19 protein-coding genes and 2 tRNA genes are annotated in these 18,503 nt (G+C 56.1%); 4 read left to right on the forward strand and 17 right to left on the reverse strand.

Annotation, left to right across the window (positions count from 1 at the left end; all coding sequences use genetic code 11):
- Position 1: 1 nt before the first annotated feature.
- The 4 genes from AABM55_RS01375 to AABM55_RS01390 all read right to left on the reverse strand — a co-directional run bounded on the left by AABM55_RS01375 (position 2) and on the right by AABM55_RS01390 (position 5,094).
- Positions 2–739 (reverse strand): TSUP family transporter, encoded by a 738-nt coding sequence (locus AABM55_RS01375; protein ID WP_347928625.1) that lies wholly within the window; start codon positions 737–739, stop codon positions 2–4.
- Positions 740–1,013: 274 nt separating this feature from the next.
- Complete coding sequence (locus tag AABM55_RS01380) at positions 1,014–1,178, reverse strand: hypothetical protein (RefSeq protein ID WP_347928626.1); 165 nt, start codon at positions 1,176–1,178, stop codon at positions 1,014–1,016.
- Between the two features lie 326 nt (positions 1,179–1,504).
- On the reverse strand, positions 1,505–3,961 hold the full coding sequence (locus AABM55_RS01385; RefSeq protein ID WP_347928627.1) for a membrane-bound PQQ-dependent dehydrogenase, glucose/quinate/shikimate family: 2,457 nt from the start codon (positions 3,959–3,961) through the stop codon (positions 1,505–1,507).
- 230 nt (positions 3,962–4,191) lie between these two features.
- Complete coding sequence (locus AABM55_RS01390; protein WP_347928628.1) at positions 4,192–5,094, reverse strand: GntR family transcriptional regulator; 903 nt, start codon at positions 5,092–5,094, stop codon at positions 4,192–4,194.
- A gap of 154 nt (positions 5,095–5,248) precedes the next feature.
- Between AABM55_RS01390 and AABM55_RS01395 the strand changes: the two genes are divergently transcribed.
- Both AABM55_RS01395 and AABM55_RS01400 read left to right on the forward strand, forming a co-directional pair.
- Positions 5,249–5,950, forward strand: a complete 702-nt coding sequence (locus AABM55_RS01395) for an arylsulfatase (RefSeq protein ID WP_347928629.1) — start codon at positions 5,249–5,251, stop codon at positions 5,948–5,950.
- On the forward strand, positions 5,943–6,692 hold the full coding sequence (locus AABM55_RS01400) for a TIM barrel protein (protein ID WP_347928630.1): 750 nt from the start codon (positions 5,943–5,945) through the stop codon (positions 6,690–6,692). Before AABM55_RS01395 ends, AABM55_RS01400 begins: the two co-directional genes overlap by 8 nt.
- A 356-nt stretch (positions 6,693–7,048) precedes the next feature.
- Here the strand turns inward: AABM55_RS01400 and AABM55_RS01405 are convergent.
- The 7 genes from AABM55_RS01405 to AABM55_RS01435 form a co-directional block, all read right to left on the reverse strand.
- A tRNA-Thr gene (locus AABM55_RS01405) sits at positions 7,049–7,124 on the reverse strand.
- Positions 7,125–7,261: 137 nt separating this feature from the next.
- A complete protein-coding gene (locus AABM55_RS01410; RefSeq protein ID WP_347928631.1) occupies positions 7,262–7,789 on the reverse strand; it encodes a serine acetyltransferase in 528 nt (175 codons plus the stop codon).
- Between the two features lie 563 nt (positions 7,790–8,352).
- Complete coding sequence (locus tag AABM55_RS01415) at positions 8,353–9,582, reverse strand: methyltransferase (RefSeq protein WP_347928632.1); 1,230 nt, start codon at positions 9,580–9,582, stop codon at positions 8,353–8,355.
- Positions 9,563–10,252 (reverse strand): ABC transporter permease, encoded by a 690-nt coding sequence (locus tag AABM55_RS01420; RefSeq protein WP_071552393.1) that lies wholly within the window; start codon positions 10,250–10,252, stop codon positions 9,563–9,565. Before AABM55_RS01420 ends, AABM55_RS01415 begins: the two co-directional genes overlap by 20 nt.
- Complete coding sequence (locus AABM55_RS01425; protein ID WP_347928633.1) at positions 10,249–10,944, reverse strand: ABC transporter permease; 696 nt, start codon at positions 10,942–10,944, stop codon at positions 10,249–10,251. Before AABM55_RS01425 ends, AABM55_RS01420 begins: the two co-directional genes overlap by 4 nt.
- Before the next feature lie 78 nt (positions 10,945–11,022).
- Positions 11,023–11,778, reverse strand: a complete 756-nt coding sequence (locus AABM55_RS01430) for an ABC transporter substrate-binding protein (protein WP_054595143.1) — start codon at positions 11,776–11,778, stop codon at positions 11,023–11,025.
- 13 nt (positions 11,779–11,791) lie between these two features.
- Positions 11,792–12,565 (reverse strand): ABC transporter ATP-binding protein, encoded by a 774-nt coding sequence (locus AABM55_RS01435; protein WP_347928634.1) that lies wholly within the window; start codon positions 12,563–12,565, stop codon positions 11,792–11,794.
- A 556-nt stretch (positions 12,566–13,121) separates the two neighbouring features.
- Here AABM55_RS01435 and gabP point away from each other — a divergent pair.
- Positions 13,122–14,513: a GABA permease gene (gene gabP, locus AABM55_RS01440; RefSeq protein ID WP_347928635.1), complete on the forward strand. Its 1,392-nt coding sequence runs from the start codon at positions 13,122–13,124 to the stop codon at positions 14,511–14,513.
- A gap of 69 nt (positions 14,514–14,582) precedes the next feature.
- Here the strand turns inward: gabP and vapC are convergent, their stop codons facing one another.
- The 5 genes from vapC to AABM55_RS01465 form a co-directional block, all read right to left on the reverse strand.
- The gene (gene vapC, locus AABM55_RS01445; protein ID WP_054595146.1) at positions 14,583–14,990 is read right to left on the reverse strand and encodes a tRNA(fMet)-specific endonuclease VapC; all 408 of its coding nucleotides are present in this window, start codon (positions 14,988–14,990) and stop codon (positions 14,583–14,585) included.
- Positions 14,990–15,220: a type II toxin-antitoxin system VapB family antitoxin gene (gene vapB / locus AABM55_RS01450; RefSeq protein WP_054595147.1), complete on the reverse strand. Its 231-nt coding sequence runs from the start codon at positions 15,218–15,220 to the stop codon at positions 14,990–14,992. Before vapB ends, vapC begins: the two co-directional genes overlap by 1 nt.
- A gap of 190 nt (positions 15,221–15,410) precedes the next feature.
- Entirely contained in the window at positions 15,411–15,863 is a 453-nt protein-coding gene (locus tag AABM55_RS01455; protein ID WP_054595148.1) for a hypothetical protein, read from the reverse strand.
- Positions 15,864–15,897: 34 nt separating this feature from the next.
- Entirely contained in the window at positions 15,898–16,890 is a 993-nt protein-coding gene (locus tag AABM55_RS01460; protein WP_347928636.1) for an alpha/beta fold hydrolase, read from the reverse strand.
- Positions 16,891–17,036: 146 nt separating this feature from the next.
- Positions 17,037–17,441 (reverse strand): hypothetical protein, encoded by a 405-nt coding sequence (locus tag AABM55_RS01465; protein WP_054595150.1) that lies wholly within the window; start codon positions 17,439–17,441, stop codon positions 17,037–17,039.
- A 334-nt stretch (positions 17,442–17,775) separates the two neighbouring features.
- Between AABM55_RS01465 and AABM55_RS01470 the strand changes: the two genes are divergently transcribed.
- On the forward strand, positions 17,776–18,234 hold the full coding sequence (locus AABM55_RS01470) for a hypothetical protein (protein WP_347928638.1): 459 nt from the start codon (positions 17,776–17,778) through the stop codon (positions 18,232–18,234).
- A gap of 108 nt (positions 18,235–18,342) precedes the next feature.
- Here AABM55_RS01470 and AABM55_RS01475 read toward each other — a convergent pair.
- Positions 18,343–18,418, reverse strand: a tRNA-Phe gene (locus AABM55_RS01475).
- Positions 18,419–18,503: the final 85 nt, after the last annotated feature.

Here is an 18,503-nt window from a genome sequence, read left to right on the forward strand (position 1 = left end):
TTCAAACGCTCTGAATGAAATGATCCAGAATCATTTTAAAACCAAAAAACGTAACGCCAACTTTCAAAAGCATGGCGCCTACACGCTGCGATATTCGATCTCTAAGAAATCCACCGAAATACGAGCCGCCAGTGGAGGCTATGATCATGATGGTGATGAGGTATGCGTAGTCCATGAATGCAAAGCCAGCCATAACAAAAGCAGCGACCTTCAAACCGTGCAGTACACTCATTTGCATTGCATGGGTGACGATCACTTCATCTTTTTTAATATTCATCCTCATCAAAATAGGCTGTGATATCAAACCGGTTACAGCCACAAAGAGTGAAAGAAATGTTTGAACAAACCCAACGATTGCAAAGTTTTTAAATATGAACCCCAGGTGTGACACGATCTTGGTCCATGTTATTGCCAGAATGAAAAAACCAAGCGCGAGTGATAGATATTTCTCAGGGAATTTCCCTATAAAGAAATATCCAATGAGTGCTCCCGCCAGACAGCCGATGATGTATTTAGGAAGAATTTCTATTTTTGCACTCTTGTAATCAAAAGCAAATCGACTGGCATTGCTCACCATTTGAATTAAACCGTGAACCGGTACAACCGCTGATATAGGTAAAAATTGAGGCATCACTGCAAGCAATCCAATTCCGCCACCAACGCCAATGGCGGCAGTCATAAATGAAGTTATAAAGCTGACGCCCACCAAGACATATAAGCTGGAAAAGTGTTCAATCATTTTTAATTCCTGTTGAGTTTTCTTAAAATTACAATGTGTATCTCGGTGCGGTGGCTTCTCGCATGGCTGTTTTTTCACTGCATAAGTGTCTGTGGACGGTCATAACATAATGATGAGTTTTCAGTTGGCCTCAGTCGTCATTGCTTTTAAAGGCAATAAGATGATCACGCGTGCACAGATCATCCGTCTCACCATTTGAGCTGCATGCTTTTTCAAGGGTGATAAAATTCTGCCCCTGCTCAAGGGCTCGTAGATAACAATGAGTAAAGTCGGGCTAGTACGTGAGTGCTGGGGCTGGTGTAATAAACAGCTGGCCGATCACTTCTTTCATAGGGAAAATTTTGATGTCATAAATAATTAGGCCGGTGGTGCGCTGCAGTGAAGCGCTAAAGAGCTGACTCCCCTTGCGGGTCATGATCTCCTTTATATCAATATCCATCCAGTTCGCCGAGGCGCCGTCTGCTGTTTAAGTTGCTGGGAGACGGTGTCTAGGACACTATTGGATTTTTGGTAGTTGCTATCGCTCTTTGCGAAAAGTTTCTGAATGCCGGCGTGATAGTGTGCCAGTTCTTATAATTTGGTAAGGGCGTTGATGCATGAGGGTCAAGGTGTTGGAGAGCTTGCCTTCGAAAGTTCTTGAGGTGTTACCAGGCTCTCCACCATCACTGAAGCTTTCCTCGTTACCAGGCGAGGCTATTCGAATATCCATATATTTACCTCCCTGTCCGACAGTGTTACGGAGAGTCTTTTCAGGCGGAGTGCGATTTACTTCTCGGGCAGGGCCCAAGCGATGATGCTGTCACCCAACTTGGTTGGAATTCGGTCATGACCGCCGACTACTGCCACGACGTACTGTCGGCCCTGGCTCATGTAGGTCAAGGGTGAAGCCTGATTGCCCGCGGGAAGGCGTTCTTCCCACAGTAGTTCTCCACTTTCACTGTCGTAAGCCCGCATGAAACGATCAATGGCGGCACCGATGAACGTCACGCCCCCAGCGGTTGTTACACCTGTTGCGTCACTCGGCGTGCCGATTTCGAAGCGCGTACGAGAGGCGATTCCCCAAGGCCCGCTGTCGTACCCCGTACCGAACGGACGACTCCAGACTACGTCGCGTGTACGCAGGTCTATGCCAGCAATGAAGCCCCAAGGTGGCGCAATGCATGGTTGGTCAAGGGATGACATCCATGGATCTTTGATGGCGCCGTAAGGCAGTCCGGCCTGGACGCGAAAGCCTTGGCTTTTACCCGGCGCTTCTTGGAATGACTTGGCATTGATGGCGTCGAGTTGTTCGCGAGGAACTAGCCCCTGCATGTAAGGGATCCGCTGGTTATTAATGATCAGTAGGCCTCGTTTGAGGTCTACCATCACGCCTCCCCAGTTCAAGCCGCCATGATGGCCGGGGAAAATCAGGCTTTGTTGGCCTACGACTGGCGGTGTGAAGATCCCTTCGTAGCGTGCCTGGCGAAACTCGATGCGACATTGCAACTGATCGAATGGAGTTAAGCCCCAGGCATTTGCCTCCGTCAGTACTTCCGGCGTTTTCGAAGGGCGTCCCATGGTGCTCGGCATATTGGGCGAAAGCGGCTGGGTGGCCGAAGTGTAGTCTCCAGGAGCGGTTCCCTGTGGGACGGGAGATTGCACGATATCCACCAAAGGCTCGCCGGTGGCGCGGTCAAGTACGAACAGCTGGCCGGATTTGGTAGCTTGAATGACGGCGGGGCGTGTGCCCGTTGATGTGGGGAAATCAATCAGATTGGGTTGTGGGCTCAGGTCGTAGTCCCATAGATCGTGGTGAACTGTCTGGAAATGCCATCTGACCTTGCCTGTGGCCGCATCCAGTGCAACCAGGGAGGAGCTGAACGTGTCTTCTTGTTCCGTGCGAGTACCCCCATAGAAGTCGCCGGCAGCGTTGCCGGTGGTGACATACACCAATCCCAGTTCATCGTCGGCGGATAGCGGTGCCCAGGAGTTGGGTGTGCTGAGCGTGTAGGTTTCGTCGTCGCGAGCGGGGGCATTGGTGTCTGGACGGCCTAAGTCCCAAGCCCATTTTTGTTTGCCGGTAACCGCGTCGTAGGCACGAACCACTCCCGAGGGTGCTGGGCGCACATCTGAATCAAGGACTCGGCCTCCGGTGATCACCACCCCGCGGATTACAATGGGGGCGGAGGTAATACCGGTCGACCCTTTTCTGAAGGTGCCTAACCCGTCTTTCAAATCCGCAAAACCTGCATTACCGAAGCCGGGGCACGTTTGGCCAGTCAAGGCATCTACCGCTCCCAAGCGAATATCGTTGGTGCCCCAGATAATGCGCGAAGCGCACAGGCCACTGGCATTTGGCACTTCGAAATAGGAGACACCGCGACAGTATGCGCCGCCATTGTCGAAGTAGGCTGGGTCGACTTTGGAGTCAAACCGCCAGTTTTCCTTCCCGGTGGTGGCATCCAGAGAAATGATGATTTGCTTTGGGGTGCAGGTATAGAGCGAGTTACCCACCTTGATCGGAGTGGCCTCGTTCAAGTATTTGGTTTTTTCACCTGGTTGCTTCACGTCGCCGTGGTGGTATTCCCAGGCTTTCACCAAGCCCGACACATTCGAAGGAGTGATTTGCGATGCTGCGGAATAGTGGTTGCCCAAGTTGGAGCCTGCATAAGCGGTCCAGTTGGTTTCGTCGTGTGACGCGGCAACATTACCGTCCGGTGACGTCACCGTGTTGCGACTGAAGGGTTGTTCGGGGCGCGTCGTTGCAAGCGTCGAGTCGGCAAGGTGAACGGCTGTCGGGAAGAACAGGGGCACCAGGATGGTGACTGCCATGAGTATCGGCAGTAGACCCATGATGGTGAAGTAATGACTTCTTCTGGCGTTTGCAAAGTCACGACGCACCAAGGGCCAAAAAGCCAGAAATGGAACGCTGAGAACAGCCAGCCAGGCTAAGCGTGGAATGAAGGCCCAACCATCGTACCCGGACTCCCAGATCGCCCAAGCGTAGGTGGCCAGGGAGGCCGCACCATAGAGGTAGATGCCGAGAGACTGTTTCAGGCCAATGAGAATGGCCGATAGCAACAGGGCGGTGCCCATCATGGCGTAATAGGGTGACCCGCCTGCTGCCACCAGAGCGCCCCCTTGATAGGCCAGTGTCACTCCAAGCAGGGCAACACATATTGTGTACACACCGAACAGAAGGTTCGAGACTCCCGCTCCTCTACTCAACGTCCTTCCGTTCATTACGATCATCCCTGTGCGTTTGGATATGGCTTCGCGTCCGAGCGGTGCGCATAATTGATCATTGTTGCAATGAAATACAATATCCGAAGTTAATATTAACTATTTAGTGCGGATGAAATGTGTTTCTGTATATTACGTCGATGAAAAACAATCGTGCCAAGCTGATCAGAGAACTATTGGAGCGCGCGCTGACGAAGCTTCGATCAGTAATAGGGGGCTAGTGGTGCGCTCTATATCCCATCATCTTCTGGCATGACGTCCTGATGGGTCTTGAGTCGGCCCACTTCGTCCAGATGCCTCCAGAGAAATTGCGCGGCTTCTTCACGGCGATCAGACTCGATGAGGTCGAGCAAATGGATGTGTTCCTGGCATTGCGCCATAAGACGCGTGCGATCGACGTTGGCTTTGTAGCCCACGAAACGTCTGAGTTGGTTTTGCTGGCGGATGGCATCGATGAAAAAGACATTTCCGGAGCACTGCACGATCAGTTCGTGAAACTGGGCGCCGACTTGGAACAGTTGGGCACGTGACAAGGTGTGGATATCCCCATCGAGCATGGCCTGCTGTTGCTGCCTGGCCTTGGCAAACGCGGCGTGATTGATCTGATAACCGGGCTCAAGCAGAGCGGCCGGCTCGATGGCCATACGGAAGCGGTAGCTTTGGATGTATGTCTGGGCGTTATGCACGAAGTCCTTGAGACCCCATCCTTGCCCTGGCTTGCGCTCCACCATGGCTTCGCTGGCCAGCCTGTTCAATACCTTGAGCAATTGTCCACGGGGCACTTCGTAACGGCGCAACAACTGCGCTTCGAAAAAGTGGGCCGGTATTTCGCCGCCAAGAATGTCGTCGACTACACGAAGGTAAAAGTCTTCGAAAGGATCACTGGCGAGAGGGAATGTTGTTTCCTGAATCTGCCCAGCGCCTTGTTTCAGAAAGTAGCCACGATTGGGTTCCTGGATGGCGAGATCCCACTCGGCGAGCAAGGCAAAAACCCGCCGAATAGGCGAGCGCGAAACACCAAGCGCTTGTGCGAACGTCTGCTCGCGCAACGGCTCACCGGCTTTCATCGACCGGGCGCGAACCATGTCGATGACGCGTGGGGCCAACTGCAAGGCGAGGTCTTTCTTGATCACAGGCTCTATCTCGAATGGTTAGCTTCAGTCCGTTCCCGTTGGGGTAGATACCCCCATCGGACTGGAGTTGGAAAATACCATACGAAGAGGATGTGGGTGTCTGTACAAAGAGCGTTGGTGGACTTGTCGAACAACCTTGTCGAGGCACATGAGCATGAAGGCTCCACGCATTTTTCTGATCCACGCGACCGCGTTGGCGATCGATCCCATCATGGCGGCCTTTGCCCGGCAATGGCCGGAGGCACAGATCATCAATCTGCTCGAAGACTCGTTGTCCCGAGACCGAGTGGAGGAGGGAGAATTAACCACGAGTATGAAGGCGCGTTTTCTGACACTTTCCCAGTACGCAGTACAATGCGCAGCGGACGCCATACTTTTTACCTGCTCGGCTTTTGGCGATGCCATCGACCTTTGCAAGCCTGACATTGCCATTCCAGTACTCAAGCCGAACGAAGCTATGATCAACCTGGCTCTAACGCAAGCATCGCGTGTTGCCGTGCTGGCGACGTTCGAGCCTACCATCACCTCGATAATCACCGAGTTCAAGCAAGTGGCTGAGCGTAGTGGTCGGGCGATGGAGGTGGTGCCCTATTTTGTCCCTGGTGCAATGCAGGCATTGAGTGAAGGGAACAAAGACGGTCACGATACCGCCATCGCGGAAATGGCTGCTCAGGTCGGAGCCTGCGATCTGATCTGTTTCGCACAGTTTTCGATGACGAGCGCCGCAGGGCAAGCACAGGCTCGATCGGGTCTACCTGTATTGACCACTCCCGATAGTGCAGTGCTGGAGCTGCGAAAGATGTTCCAGGCTGATGATTTTGTTTCTTTCCAGGATGGATGGTTACCCAATGCTTAAGTTCAATGCTCATCTCGGTTTTCAATTCAATGAGTTGCCTTTTCTGCAACGCATCGAAGCCGCTGCCGCAGCTGGTTTTCGGGCGGTGGAGTTCCCGTCGCCCTATGAATTCGACGCGAGTCTCCTGGCCGACAACCTGGCTCAATACGGTCTGCCGTTGATTCAGTTTGCCGCGCCAGCTGGCGTTACCAAAGGCATCGCTGCCTTGCAGGGCAAGGAAGAAGAGTTTCGCAACGGGTTGGTCCAGGCCGCCAGCTATGCAAAGACGCTGGCGTGTTCGGATGTCCACATCATGTCCGGGGTTACGACGCAGGATGAGGCAGCGCTTATCTTCGGGGGCAACCTGGAGTATGCCGTCAAGTATTTCGAAGATCAGGGTTTGCGGCCGCTTATTGAGGTGATCAGTTCGCAGGCGATGCCGGGCTATTACATGTCTGACTTTAGCAAGGCGCAACAGGTGCTGGAGACCTTCCCGAGTGTTGGGCTGATTCTCGACCTTTACCATGCCCAGCTTCTGACCGCAGACGCAGCAGATGTTCTGGCCCGGTTTTATGACAGAACCGTCCATGTACAAATTGCCGACTGCCCGGGTCGTCACGAACCGGGAACGGGGAGCATCGACTTTGCTGACTTATTCGCGGCGCTGGAGCAGCGTGGCTACACAGGATGGATCGGGTGTGAATACCATCCTTCCGGTTCTACCGTTGCGAGCCTTGATTGGATTAAGCAGCTAAGTGCTTAGTGTTTGCGACGCTCGAACGGGATTCGGAGTTCACGTATGAGCGTCCATGCGACCGACTTTTGAACCCATTTTGGCTGGTGTCGAGCCGTAGCGACTTTTTCAACAGAGTCTGTTGATTACGGCAGGGGAAAAGGGCGCGCCCATTAGCCGGCCTCCCCACCTCCGTGAGGTGGGGAGGCCGGATAGATGATTCTGGGGGGCGCAGCTTGCAATCTTTTCCAAGGGCAAGCAGATCTGCGTTGAAGATCAAAAGATCGCAGCCTTCGGCGGCTCGTGCAGAGGGGTGTGTGGCAGTTGGATTTCTGGATGCCAGAAACAACAAAGCCCTCGTATTTCTACGAGGGCTTCGTTTTGTATGGTGCCGGCACCAGGAGTCGAACCCGGGACCTACTGATTACAAGTCAGTTGCTCTACCAACTGAGCTATACCGGCGTGTTGGGCGACGATTATAGCGATTGGCGTGGTTCTGTAAACCCCTGATTACTGACTATTTTTCAGCAGGACTCTGACAAGGTTCGCGCCCTTGTGTGTGCTTGAGCGCTCCGGGGCTGGTTTCGATCAGCCTGTGGTTATCGTGCATTGTAAAAAGTGCTGTCCGCCGGGATGCTTTTGTTGACGAATGACATGGCTCCGATTGTGACGTTGTCACCGATTGAGAGGCTGTCGGCGATGATGCAACTGTTCGCCCCGACGCTGACGTTGTCGCCAATCACCAGGTTGTACTTGTCCAGGCCCATGGTTTTTATGCCAATCGTTGTGTTTTGGCGAATGAAGAAATTCCGCCCGATTTTGACGTAACCGGTGATGACGACGCCAGGCAGGTGGCCGATGCGAAAACCTGGCCCTATCTCGGCATCAATGCTGATGTCGACCCCGTACTTGAGGTTGATTTTCCTCTCCATGCGTTTGGCATAGAGCCGCGCGAACGCATTTCCGCTATTCAGATACTGGGCAAGCCTGAACCAGAACAAATACCTGAGGGTATTGTTCCTTCTGATTCTTCTGAGGATGTTGCTGATCAGCCCGATGCGACTTCCGGGTTTTTTCTTGTTCGAGACTTCTGAGCGCCAGTGCAGGATCAAGGTGTCGAGAGTCATTGCGTTGTTTCCGCCCGATGTGAGGTCTGAAGCGTCAGGTGCGAACCAGCACATTTTTGAGTGTCTGAATTGCCCGCCACGAGCGGCTGTTGCGCAGAGCGTGCAGCTCGGCCTCGTTGCGTGGGTTGTTTGTCGCAGCGTGCAAGATGGCGGAGTGTAGCGATCTTCAATCAGAAAGTGTGTGGGCATAGCAGCCAAATACGGGAGGGATTGGCAGGCCTGTCGAGGGGGCGACGGGTAGCTTTGCGGCACGGGGCCTTCCATGGTCGAGCCGTACGCGCCAGAGATTTCTGGCGCCTGGCAACGATAGTTCAGAATGTGGAGGTTGGTTATGACCTTTCGGATTAATGCTTATGCACAGCGGGAGGTGGTTTCGCTGCGTTTACGGCCTATTTTGTGGAGCAGTTCTCAACAAATCGCAACTGGCTGTTTTTTCGCCTGTTTTTTAATGTGAACAAAAAATGACCAAGCGCTTTTATGGCCTATAAGCCATGGATCCAAAGGCTTTTATCAAGTTTCATCAACAGACTTATCCACAGGCTGTTGATCGAAATTGAGGAGGGTTATCGACGCTCGGCGAGCAGCATCAGATTGCGCGGTGTCAGTGGGGTTTCGCAGAACAATCCCAGGCGCACCGAGTAACCCTGTTCTTCGAGAAACAGCGCTCGGTCGAGTACCAGCCACAGCTCCAGGGGGCGTCGGAACAGGCCGCGTAGCAGTTCAAGATTACGCACCTGGGCCAGGCGTTCCCAACCAGAGGCTTCGAGCGCCACCCAATCCTGCGCTGGGACTGTGGATAAGTCTTTTAGCGCCGCGAGGTCGCGGCAGTAATCGGCGAAGGGTTTATCCAGCCAGGCGCTGGGCAACGACGGTGTGGGCAGGTAGTTGTCACAACTGCGCAGTTGTCGTTGCAGCAGGTCGAATGCCAGTCGGCGGGCCATGGACGTGTCGCGTTGACGTCGGACGCGGGCACCGGCGGTGACGGTTTCACTCAGCGGCAGGGCCAGATCGTCGAGGGAAAGCTGTAGGTCGGAACCTTTAGCTGCGTCGGACAGCGGCTGGTACTGGCGAGCGCTGATGCGGTTATAACAGCACGGCGCAATGGCCAGTTGTTTACAGCCGGCCGCGCTGGCCAGTTGCATCAATCGTACATGCAGATCGCCGCAGGCGTGCAGGGCGACCGGTGTCTGATCGGTGCTCAGACGCGCCGTCGCATCGGCGGCCATCACGTCTTGTTGAAGATGATTGACTGCGAGGTGATGGTGATGACTCAGCGCCTGACCGCTGGCGATCAGCGCCGGGTCATTTTCCAGGCAGGTCAGTTGTTGGTCGGCTTGCAGCAGGCGTCGGCCCAAATGACCCTTGCCCGAGCACCAGTCCAGCCAGTGTCGGGTTTTTTCGGCAAATTGCAGGCAACCGGCGAAGGCTTCGATCTGCTGCCATTTGCGACCGGGCACGTCGACATTCAGTCGTCGGGTTGCAGGCTCAGTCGTATGAACGGGAAGGTTGCCTACAGCGCTGAGGGCAATGGCCCGCGCGGCCAGTCCTGGAAAAGGTGCGGGCGCCAGAAGGTGCTCAGGATGGTTATGGCTGTTTTCCGCGTCTTCCAGCGAACGCTGGCGTAGCCAATCTGCCAGTTCGGGATAGGCCGTTTCCCACGGCAGTTGCCGATGGGTAAACGGACGCGGTCGCCAGAGTGCCTGGTGTTCGCTCAGGAACTCGTCCAGCGCTTTGAAGCGGGCGAGCAACTGTTCGCCCGCAAGCACCGGCCGATCAGCGTCCCTGGCAGGCATCGACGCGCAACCAGCGCTCCAGCAGCTTGAAGCCACGCACCAGAATGTAGGCCATCAACAGGTAGAACATGCCGGCCGCGAAGAAGATCTCCACGGGCAGGTAGGTCCGGGCAATGATGGTGCGGGCCATGCCGGTCAGTTCCAGCAAGGTCACGGTGCTGGCCAGGGCGCTGGCCTTGAGCATCAGGATCACTTCGTTGCTGTAGGCCGGCAGGCCAATGCGCGCGGCACGCGGCAGGATGATGTAGAACAGCGCCGTGGGGCGCGACATGCCCAGTGCCCGTGCGGCTTCGATCTCGCCCTTCGGGATGGCCTGGATCGCCCCGCGCAGGATCTCTGCGATGTAGGCCGCAGTGTGCAGGGTCATGGTGGCGGTGGCACACCAGAACGGATCGCGCAGGTATGGCCACATTGCGCTCGCGCGGACCGCATCGAACTGCGCCAGGCCGTAATAGACCAGAAACAGCTGCACCAGCAACGGCGTGCCACGGAAGAAGAAAATGTACGCGTAAGGCAGTGCGCGCACGTACCACAGGCGCGACGAGCGGGCGATGCCCAGCGGAATCGCCAGCAGCAAGCCGAGGACGACGGCGATGGCCACCAGTTCCAGGGTCAGGGTCGCGCCCTGCGCCAGTTTCGGCAGCCACTTGATGATGACTTCCCAGTTCATTGTGTGCTCCTCGCGAAGCCGCGAGCGGCGCGTTTTTCCAGCAGGTGCATGCCGGTCATGGCCAGAATCGTCAGGCCCAGGTACATGAAGGCTGCGACCATGTAGAAGGTGAACGGCTGCTTGGTCATGGTGACGCCGTTTTGCGCATGACGCATGATTTCTTCCAGGCCGATCACCGACACCAGCGCGGTGTCCTTCATCAGGATCATGAACAGGTTGCCCAGGCCCGGCAGGGCGATGCGCCACATCTGCGGCAGAATCAGCCGGGTGAAAATCCGCAACTTTGACAAGCCCAGTGCCACGCCGGCTTCACGGTGACCCTTGGGGATCGCCAGAATCGCCCCGCGAAAGACTTCGGTGGCATAGGCGCCGAAGCACAGGCCCAGGGCAATCACGCCGGCGGCGAAGGCATTGAGCGCGAGATCGGGGTTGCCGAAAAACTCGCCCAAGGCACGCATCAGGTTGACCGTGCCAAAGTAGATCAACAGCACCCAGAGCAATTCCGGGATACCGCGAACCAGGGTCGAGTAGGTGCCGCCAAGCCATTGCAACGGCTTATACGGGGAAGTCTTGGCCAAGGCGCCGAGCAGGCCGAGCACCAGTCCCAGGCATAACGCCGAGAGGGCCAGTTTGACGGTCATCAGCGCACCAGCGGCGAGCGCCGGGCCGAATCCGTAGAGGTCGATAGTCATGGATTTCTATTCAAGTTGCCGCAGGCATTGCCAAGGACCGGCACCGTCAGAAAGCGGTGCCGGTCAGGCCAGTCAGAATCAATAGATGCTGAACGGGAAGTACTTGTCGTTGATCTTCTTGTAGGTGCCGTCAGAGACGATTTCTTTCAATGCGGCATTCAGCTTGTTACGCAGCTCGTCCTGACCCTTGCGCACGGCGATGCCGATTTTGTCGCTGGCTACCACCGGTTCGCCTTTGAACTCGTAGTTTTTGCCGGCGTCGCTTTTCAGCCAGTCGTAGTTGGCGTATTTGTCGGCGAGGATCGCATCGACGCGCCCGGAGGTCAGGTCCAGGTAGGCGTTTTCCTGAGTGTCATACAGCTTGATGGTGACGTCGTTGCCGTAATTGTCCTCAAGCCAGGTGCCGGCCAGGGTGGCGCGCTGAGTACCGATGATCTTGCCTTTGAGCGAGTCCTTGTCGGTTTTCAGGTCGACGTTCTTCGGTGCGATGAATTGCAGTTTGTTCGAGTAGTACGGGTCGGTGAAATCAACGGCCTGCTTGCGTTCCTCGGTGATCGACAGCGAGGAAACCAGGAAATCGAATTTCTTGGCGTTCAGTGCCGGAATGATGCCGTCCCAGTCAGAGGTGACGACTTCGCATTCGACCCGCATCTTGGCGCACAGGGCGTCGCCGATGTCTTTGTCGAAGCCGACCACCTGGCCGCTGGCATCTTTATTGTTGAACGGTGGGTAAGCCGCTTCGATACCCATCTTCAGTTTTTCGGCAGCCATCGCATTGGCCGAAAACACCAGTGTAGCGGCCGCAGCCAGGAGGAGTTTTTTGTAAGTCTGCATGTAGGTAGCTCCGTTAGCGGTTGCTGGACATGAATTGTTTGCAGCGCGCCGAAAGCGGGTTTTCGAACACCTGCTGGGGCGATCCTTGCTCTTCGATGAGCCCCTGGTGAAGGAACACCACTTCACTGGACACCTGACGGGCGAAGCCCATTTCGTGGGTGACCAACAGCATGGTGCGACCTTCTTCGGCCAGGGCGCGGATCACGTTTAGTACTTCCTGAACCATTTCCGGGTCAAGCGCGGAAGTCGGCTCATCAAACAGAATGACTTTGGGTTGCATTGCCAAGGTGCGGGCGATTGCGGCGCGTTGCTGCTGGCCACCGGAAAGTTCTGCAGGGTAGGCGTGACGTTTGTCGGCGATGCCGACCTTGGCCAGCAAGGCTTCTGCCACTTCGATGGCTTCGGACTTGCTTTGCCCGAGGACGCGGCGCGGCGCTTCGATGATGTTGTCGAGCACGCTCATGTGCGGCCACAGGTTAAAGTTTTGAAATACAAAACCGATTTCGCTGCGCAGTCGATTGATCTGCTTGCCGTCGGCGGCGATCAGTTCGCCGTTTTTCGCAGGCTTGAGCTTGAGCTCTTCGCCGGCCACCAGAATCTGGCCCTGGTGCGGGTTTTCGAGCAGGTTGATGCAGCGCAGGAACGTGGACTTGCCGGAACCGGAGGAACCCAGGATCGAGATCACATCGCCGTCGCGTGCGGTCAGCGAGACGCCCTTGAGCACCTCAAGCGTCCCGTAGCGTTTGTGCAAGTTGCGGATTTCAAGCGCGGGCGTGGCCTCAGCCATGTGCGGTCCTCATTGAGTTCTGTTGTGCTCCTGCTGTTGGGCGGGCTTTTCTATCGAAGCGCCAAGCTAGCATAGCGGTCGAATGGCGGCCAACAGCCCCACGGGGCGTAGACGGGCAGTGCGTGACCGGTTGTCGCTTCAGCGCAGCAGACTGTCGCGCCATCAACAACCGATCCCACGTTTGAAGCCATGTCTGTGTGGGTGTCGCGTAAAAAAAGGCGCGATGGTGCCAGCTTTGGCCGGGTGTTGGAAGCGCTAACCGGACAAACGTTCCCGATCCGCACTTTTATTGTGCGTGAGCCGTTTTTCTGGTGTGTTTCTGGTGCGTGAATTCGTTTGTGAAGTGGGTGGCAGGGTAACGCTCTGGCGAAGTGCCATTAATTTCAATGGCTTGCGATGACTGTCCGGTAAAGGCGAGATCGCCGGGATAGAGGCGTATGAAACATTTTGGCGCAATTATTGCGTGCAGAATCCAGAACGCCCCGTTGGCTTCTTTTTACGAGAAGGATGCCAAGCGGGATGGAGGCAATCGCTTTTCCTTACAAAGGTAGTTTCAATGAGCAGCACCCAAAGCTCTAATGGCCTCGAACAGGGGCTCAAACCGCGCCATGTGACCATGCTGTCGATTGCCGGTGTTATCGGCGCCGGCCTGTTCGTTGGCTCGGGTCACGCCATCGCCGCCGCAGGCCCGGCCGTGCTGTTGGCCTACGCCGCCGCCGGTATGCTGGTAGTGCTGGTCATGCGCATGCTTGGCGAAATGGCCGTTGCTTCTCCAGACACGGGCTCTTTCTCGACCTACGCCGATCGCGCTATCGGTCACTGGGCCGGTTTCACCATCGGCTGGCTCTACTGGTGGTTCTGGGTGCTGGTAATCCCGCTGGAGGCCAACGCTGCCGCGACTATCCTGCATGCCTGGTTCCCTAATGTGGCCATCTGGGCATTTACCCTGATCATCACGTTGCTGCTGACAGTGACCAACCTGTTCAGCGTGAAGAACTACGGTGAGTTCGAATTCTGGTTCGCTCTGATCAAAGTCCTGGCGATCATCGGTTTCATTGTCCTCGGTGTCATGGCGATCTTCGGCTTCCTGCCAGGCAGCCAGGTCAGCGGCGTTTCGCACTTGTTCGACACCCAGGGCTTCTTGCCAAACGGCATGGGCGCTGTACTGGGCGCGATCCTGACCACCATGTTTTCCTTCATGGGCACCGAGATCGTGACCATCGCGGCCGCGGAGTCGAAGAACCCTGGCCAGCAAATCTCCAAGGCTACCAATTCGGTGATCTGGCGGATTGGCTTGTTCTACCTCGTATCGATCTTCATCGTTGTGGCCCTCGTGCCATGGAACGACCCGGTTCTGGCCAGCGTCGGTTCCTATCAGACCGTGCTTGAGCGCATGGGTATCCCGAATGCCAAGCTGATCGTCGACCTCGTGGTGCTGGTTGCTGTGACCAGTTGCCTGAACTCGGCGCTGTACACCGCATCCCGCATGATGTTCTCCCTGGGCAAGCGCGGTGATGCACCGGCCGTTTCCCAGCGCACCAACAAGAGCGGCACGCCGTACTGGGCCGTCATGTTGTCGACCTGTGCGGCGTTCCTCGCGGTGTTCGCCAACTACGTGGCCCCGGCTGCGGTGTTCGAATTCCTGCTGGCCAGCTCCGGCGCTATTGCGCTGTTGGTGTACCTGGTGATCGCGATTTCGCAACTGCGCATGCGCAAACAGCGCATGGCCCGCGGTGAAAAAATCGCCTTCAGCATGTGGCTGTTCCCGGGCCTGACCTACGCGGTGATCGTATTCATCGTGGCGGCCCTGACCATCATGCTGTTTCAGGATGCCCATCGCGTGGAAATCCTTGCCACGGGGCTGTTGAGTCTTTTGGTGGTGGCTGCCGGTTTGTTTGTGGCTCGCCGTCGCAAGCTGGAACAGCGTGGCGCGGTCGTGTTGAGCTGATTGGTCCCGCGTAATGAAAACGGCCGCTGTCAGGGATGACAGCGGCCGTTTTTGTTTCTGATGCCGAGTTCAATCGAGGTGTACCCAATCCTCTACGCGCAATCCGGGAACACGCTCAAATTCCCGAAGATTATTCGTCACCACAATGAACCCTTGTGAGCGCGCGTGTCCTGCGATCATGTGGTCGTAAGGGCCTATCGGTGTGCCCGCCTTTGCAAGTTCCGAGCGAATCATTCCGGTGTGGGCAGCGGCTTCGTAGTCGAAGGGCAGGACTTCAAGACGAGCTACAAAACCTTCGATGACGGCCAGGTTCTTTTCCGGCGCCGCCGATTTTTCAGCGCCGTAAATCAATTCCATCAGCGTGACTGCGCTTATACACAGCTGGCCGTGATGGCGATTGAACGCTTCGCGTACGACCTGTGGTTTGTTCTTGATGGTAAAAATGCAGATGTTGGTATCGAGCATGTATTTGATCATCAGAACGACTCGCGCTCCTGATCGGCCGGTTGCTCGCGGTCGGCCATAAAATCGGCAGTGACGTTATCGCCATCGAACCAGCTATCCCAGGCTTCATCGGCCGGCGTGATGATGCGAGCGCGGCCAATGGCTACAACGTTGACGCGCTTGACGTCTTCAGGCATTGCCACGGCTTTGGGCAAGCGGACGGCCTGGCTTCGATTGCTCATGAAAAGGGTGGTCTGTTCCATTGGGGTGTCCTCCGCTTTTGGTGCGCTTAGAGCCCAAGAATAGGCTGTGCCGGGGATATGTCAACGGGATATACGCTGAGGCTGATGAAGGGTAGTGCCAGCTCTTCGATAGGGTGATGACCTTCAAAAAAAACGGCCGCTGTCAGGAATGACAGCGGCCGTTTTTGTTTTCGCAGGCTTCAGGGGCGGGTTATTCGGCTTTTGCCTCAGGTTCTTCCAGCGACTCTCGGTAGCTGTCCAGCGCATTGCCGAAGTCGGTGATGAACTGCGGGTCTGTCAGCCAGGCCTGGGCGGCTTCACGGTCCATGCCATCGGTCCACATGCGGTAGTCGATCAGCATGTCGGCGGCCAGGTGAGTGGCGGCCATGGCTTCGTTCTCGGCGTTTTCCATGTCCAGCAGTTCTGGGTGGTCGTTGATGATTTCGCTGAGGTTCGACAGCAGGGTCAGCAGCATGTCGTTGCGGCTGATGGCCTCGGCCTCACGCATTTTGCTGAACATCGCCAGGGTGTACTCAGGCATCTGCTCGGCTGGCGCGTTCGGGTCGTCATGCATGGCGATGGGTTTTCTGCCGCTGATACGAATCTGCTTGGCTTTGATCTTGGCGCGTTTGGCGCGTTTCTGTTGCTTGTTCGTGGCGGCCATCTACTTCGTTCCGTATTCGTGTGGGAGAGCGCAGTCAGGTGGGTACGCTGCGCGGTACCAACCGTCCTGGCGTGTCGGGGTGCAATTCGCCGTTCTGTAGCCAGGACAACGCAATGGGCCATAGTGTGGCTTGGTACGGGCTGCGAAAAAAGGCGAAATGTCCGACCTCCACTTCGCCGATGTCTTCTGGTGCGATTCGCAGGTGCGTGTTGGAACTGGCCTTGAAGTAGCCGAGCAAGCGCTCGATGGCAGAAATCGTCCCGTACGGATCGTCGCTAAGGCTGATAGCCAGGGTTTGTGCGGTGACGGTGGCGAAGGGCAGGCCTTGGGCTTTTGCGGCGATTACACGGCCACTGGGCCGCTCTTCGTAGCGAGCGGCCGGCGTGCTCCAGTCGTGGACGACGCCGGCTGGCGTATCTTCGAGCCAGCCGAGACGTTTGCCGGGAAAGTAACCGTAGAACTTCGTCATCAGCGGCATGAACAGATGCCACTTGATGAACATCCGCCAGCGGCTGGCCGAGGCGTAGTCTCGCCAATAAGCGAACTGCGCACCCACGGTCACCAGGCGCCGGATCGCCTCTGCGGAAGCGGCCAACCCTGCCGCGCAGCCACCGAAGCTATGAGCGACTACATCGATCGGTTGACCTGGAAATTCCCGTGTCGCCCGTTGCAGCATGGCTTCGAAATCCAGCGCGCCCCAGTCCGACCAGGACGCCTTGAATCCGCGCAGCGAGTCAGGCCGGGATTCGCCGATGCCGCGGTAATCGTAAACCATGACATCGAAACCGTTGGCAAACAGGTAGTCGGCGAATCGAAAGTAATGCCGGCAGCGCACCGAAGTTGCCGCGTTGATGATCACCACCGGGCGATTGGTATTTTGAAGGGAATGGCGCCAGGCAAAACCGCCAAGGACAAAACCATCGGCGGCTGGCTCTTTGAATGATTCACTGGGGCCGGTGGTTGGCAGCGGCAATTCAATCCGGGCTGGTGACGACGGTGCCAGTGAGGGCGTGTTCGACAGAGTCATTGGATGAAGACCTGGGCGCGGTTTGCTGCCAACGATAGACGTCATATTGCGGGGTAACAATCTGCTGGTATTTCCCGGTGCTAGCGCGCCATAAAAAAACGGCCATTGTCATCGCTGACAGCAGCCGTTCTTTCGGTTCGCAGAAATTACCGTGGCGATTTCACCAGCGCCTCGGAGGCGGCCACGTAGTCCGCCTGGAACTGCGGGCTTTCGATCCAGGCCAGGGCTTGGGCTTCGTCCGATTCAGTCGACCACTGGCGATACTCGATCAGTGCCGCGAGGATGAAATCGGTGGCGCCTTCTTCGCCTTCCTGTTCAAACACGATTTCGAGCAGCGGGTCTTCCAGGAATGCCGTGCACAGCGCTTGTTGGCTGGTCTTTTCGGCATCGCGCATTTTTATGAACAGCTCGGTCAGGTCTACTGACTCAAAGTCGATACGCTCATCGTTCGGGTCCAGTTCGACCGGAGCACTCGCGCGCTGCACGCGATTTTGTTTGGCCTTGGCTTTCGCGCGTTGGGTTCTTTTGTGCTGCTTGTTCGCCGATGCCATGGGCTTCGATCCTTAGTTCAGGCGCAAGGGGAGGGTGCTATTGAAGCGCAGGTCGGCGAATTTCCCAAGGAGCGATTGCTCGGTGGTCCGCGATAGTGGCTTGGTGGGTGAATTGGCTGACAACCGGGAGTCGTATCGGCGCCGGCTTTCACAACCAATTGATCTAAACGAAGGATCCGAGCGGGAAGTCATAAAAGTGTAAGCAGTATTCTTACCGGTTTTTCGGTTTGAGCTGTGATGTTGGGGATAGCACTGGGTGTCACCGTTTTACGGCATCGGCTTCATGGGTGGCATCGCATTCGTTGGACCCGTAACGGGTCCGGGAGTCGTCATCATGAGATCCTTGCGTTTACTCACGCTATCCGGCGTTGCTCTGCTCGGGCTCGCTGGCTTGCCTATTTCCAGTGTTCAGGCGGAGGTCTGTCGTGACCCGATTGACCCGCAGGGCGTACAGCTGGAACAGCAACAACAGAACGGCGTTAACTTCATGTCCGGTGGTATCGGTCAGGATGAGTCGTGCGCAATCCAGCGGATGGGTGGCTATAACTTGCACATGACTTTTTCCACTGGACCGTCCAATGAGTACGTGCCTGACGTCAAGGTAGCCATTCAGGGGCCGAAAGGTCATGAAGTGTTGTCGCTGGACCAGGCGGGCCCGATTGTTTTGACTCGGTTGCCCGCAGGTAAGTACGTCGTCGTGACGGAGCGTAATGGCCGCGAATTACGTCACACGATTGACCTCAGCGGTGGTGGAGTTCGTACGCTGAACATCCATTGGGCTGATGCAAGCTGACCACAAGGATTGCAGGTCAATCAAAAAACGCAGACAACAAAAAACCCGCACGAGGCGGGTTTTTTGTTGGGCTTTCACGTGATGTTGACACCACATGAAAGCTGAATGTGGTGCCCAGAGACGGAATCGAACCGCCGACACGGGGATTTTCAATCCCCTGCTCTACCGACTGAGCTATCTGGGCAACGGGGCGCATTAAACGGGTTTTTCAGGGGGTCGTCAAGCAAGTTTTCAAAAAATATTTAATTATTACCGTCGCTTACGATCCA

The organism is Pseudomonas helvetica (assembly GCF_039908645.1).
Taxonomy (GTDB): Bacteria; Pseudomonadota; Gammaproteobacteria; order Pseudomonadales; family Pseudomonadaceae; genus Aquipseudomonas; species Aquipseudomonas helvetica.

Coding starts and splice junctions, on each gene's coding strand:
- AABM55_RS01420 (WP_071552393.1), bottom strand. CDS start 10,252: ATGAACTGGGAAGTCATCATCAAGTGGCTGCCGAAACTGGCGCAGGGC.
- AABM55_RS01395 (WP_347928629.1), top strand. CDS start 5,249: ATGAAGGCTCCACGCATTTTTCTGATCCACGCGACCGCGTTGGCGATC.
- AABM55_RS01465 (WP_054595150.1), bottom strand. CDS start 17,441: ATGGCATCGGCGAACAAGCAGCACAAAAGAACCCAACGCGCGAAAGCC.
- AABM55_RS01455 (WP_054595148.1), bottom strand. CDS start 15,863: ATGGCCGCCACGAACAAGCAACAGAAACGCGCCAAACGCGCCAAGATC.
- AABM55_RS01385 (WP_347928627.1), bottom strand. CDS start 3,961: ATGAACGGAAGGACGTTGAGTAGAGGAGCGGGAGTCTCGAACCTTCTG.
- vapC (WP_054595146.1), bottom strand. CDS start 14,990: ATGATCAAATACATGCTCGATACCAACATCTGCATTTTTACCATCAAG.
- AABM55_RS01460 (WP_347928636.1), bottom strand. CDS start 16,890: ATGACTCTGTCGAACACGCCCTCACTGGCACCGTCGTCACCAGCCCGG.
- AABM55_RS01410 (WP_347928631.1), bottom strand. CDS start 7,789: ATGACTCTCGACACCTTGATCCTGCACTGGCGCTCAGAAGTCTCGAAC.
- gabP (WP_347928635.1), top strand. CDS start 13,122: ATGAGCAGCACCCAAAGCTCTAATGGCCTCGAACAGGGGCTCAAACCG.
- AABM55_RS01435 (WP_347928634.1), bottom strand. CDS start 12,565: ATGGCTGAGGCCACGCCCGCGCTTGAAATCCGCAACTTGCACAAACGC.
- AABM55_RS01425 (WP_347928633.1), bottom strand. CDS start 10,944: ATGACTATCGACCTCTACGGATTCGGCCCGGCGCTCGCCGCTGGTGCG.
- AABM55_RS01470 (WP_347928638.1), top strand. CDS start 17,776: ATGAGATCCTTGCGTTTACTCACGCTATCCGGCGTTGCTCTGCTCGGG.
- AABM55_RS01380 (WP_347928626.1), bottom strand. CDS start 1,178: ATGGATATTGATATAAAGGAGATCATGACCCGCAAGGGGAGTCAGCTC.
- AABM55_RS01430 (WP_054595143.1), bottom strand. CDS start 11,778: ATGCAGACTTACAAAAAACTCCTCCTGGCTGCGGCCGCTACACTGGTG.
- vapB (WP_054595147.1), bottom strand. CDS start 15,220: ATGGAACAGACCACCCTTTTCATGAGCAATCGAAGCCAGGCCGTCCGC.
- AABM55_RS01415 (WP_347928632.1), bottom strand. CDS start 9,582: ATGCCTGCCAGGGACGCTGATCGGCCGGTGCTTGCGGGCGAACAGTTG.
- AABM55_RS01375 (WP_347928625.1), bottom strand. CDS start 739: ATGATTGAACACTTTTCCAGCTTATATGTCTTGGTGGGCGTCAGCTTT.
- AABM55_RS01400 (WP_347928630.1), top strand. CDS start 5,943: ATGCTTAAGTTCAATGCTCATCTCGGTTTTCAATTCAATGAGTTGCCT.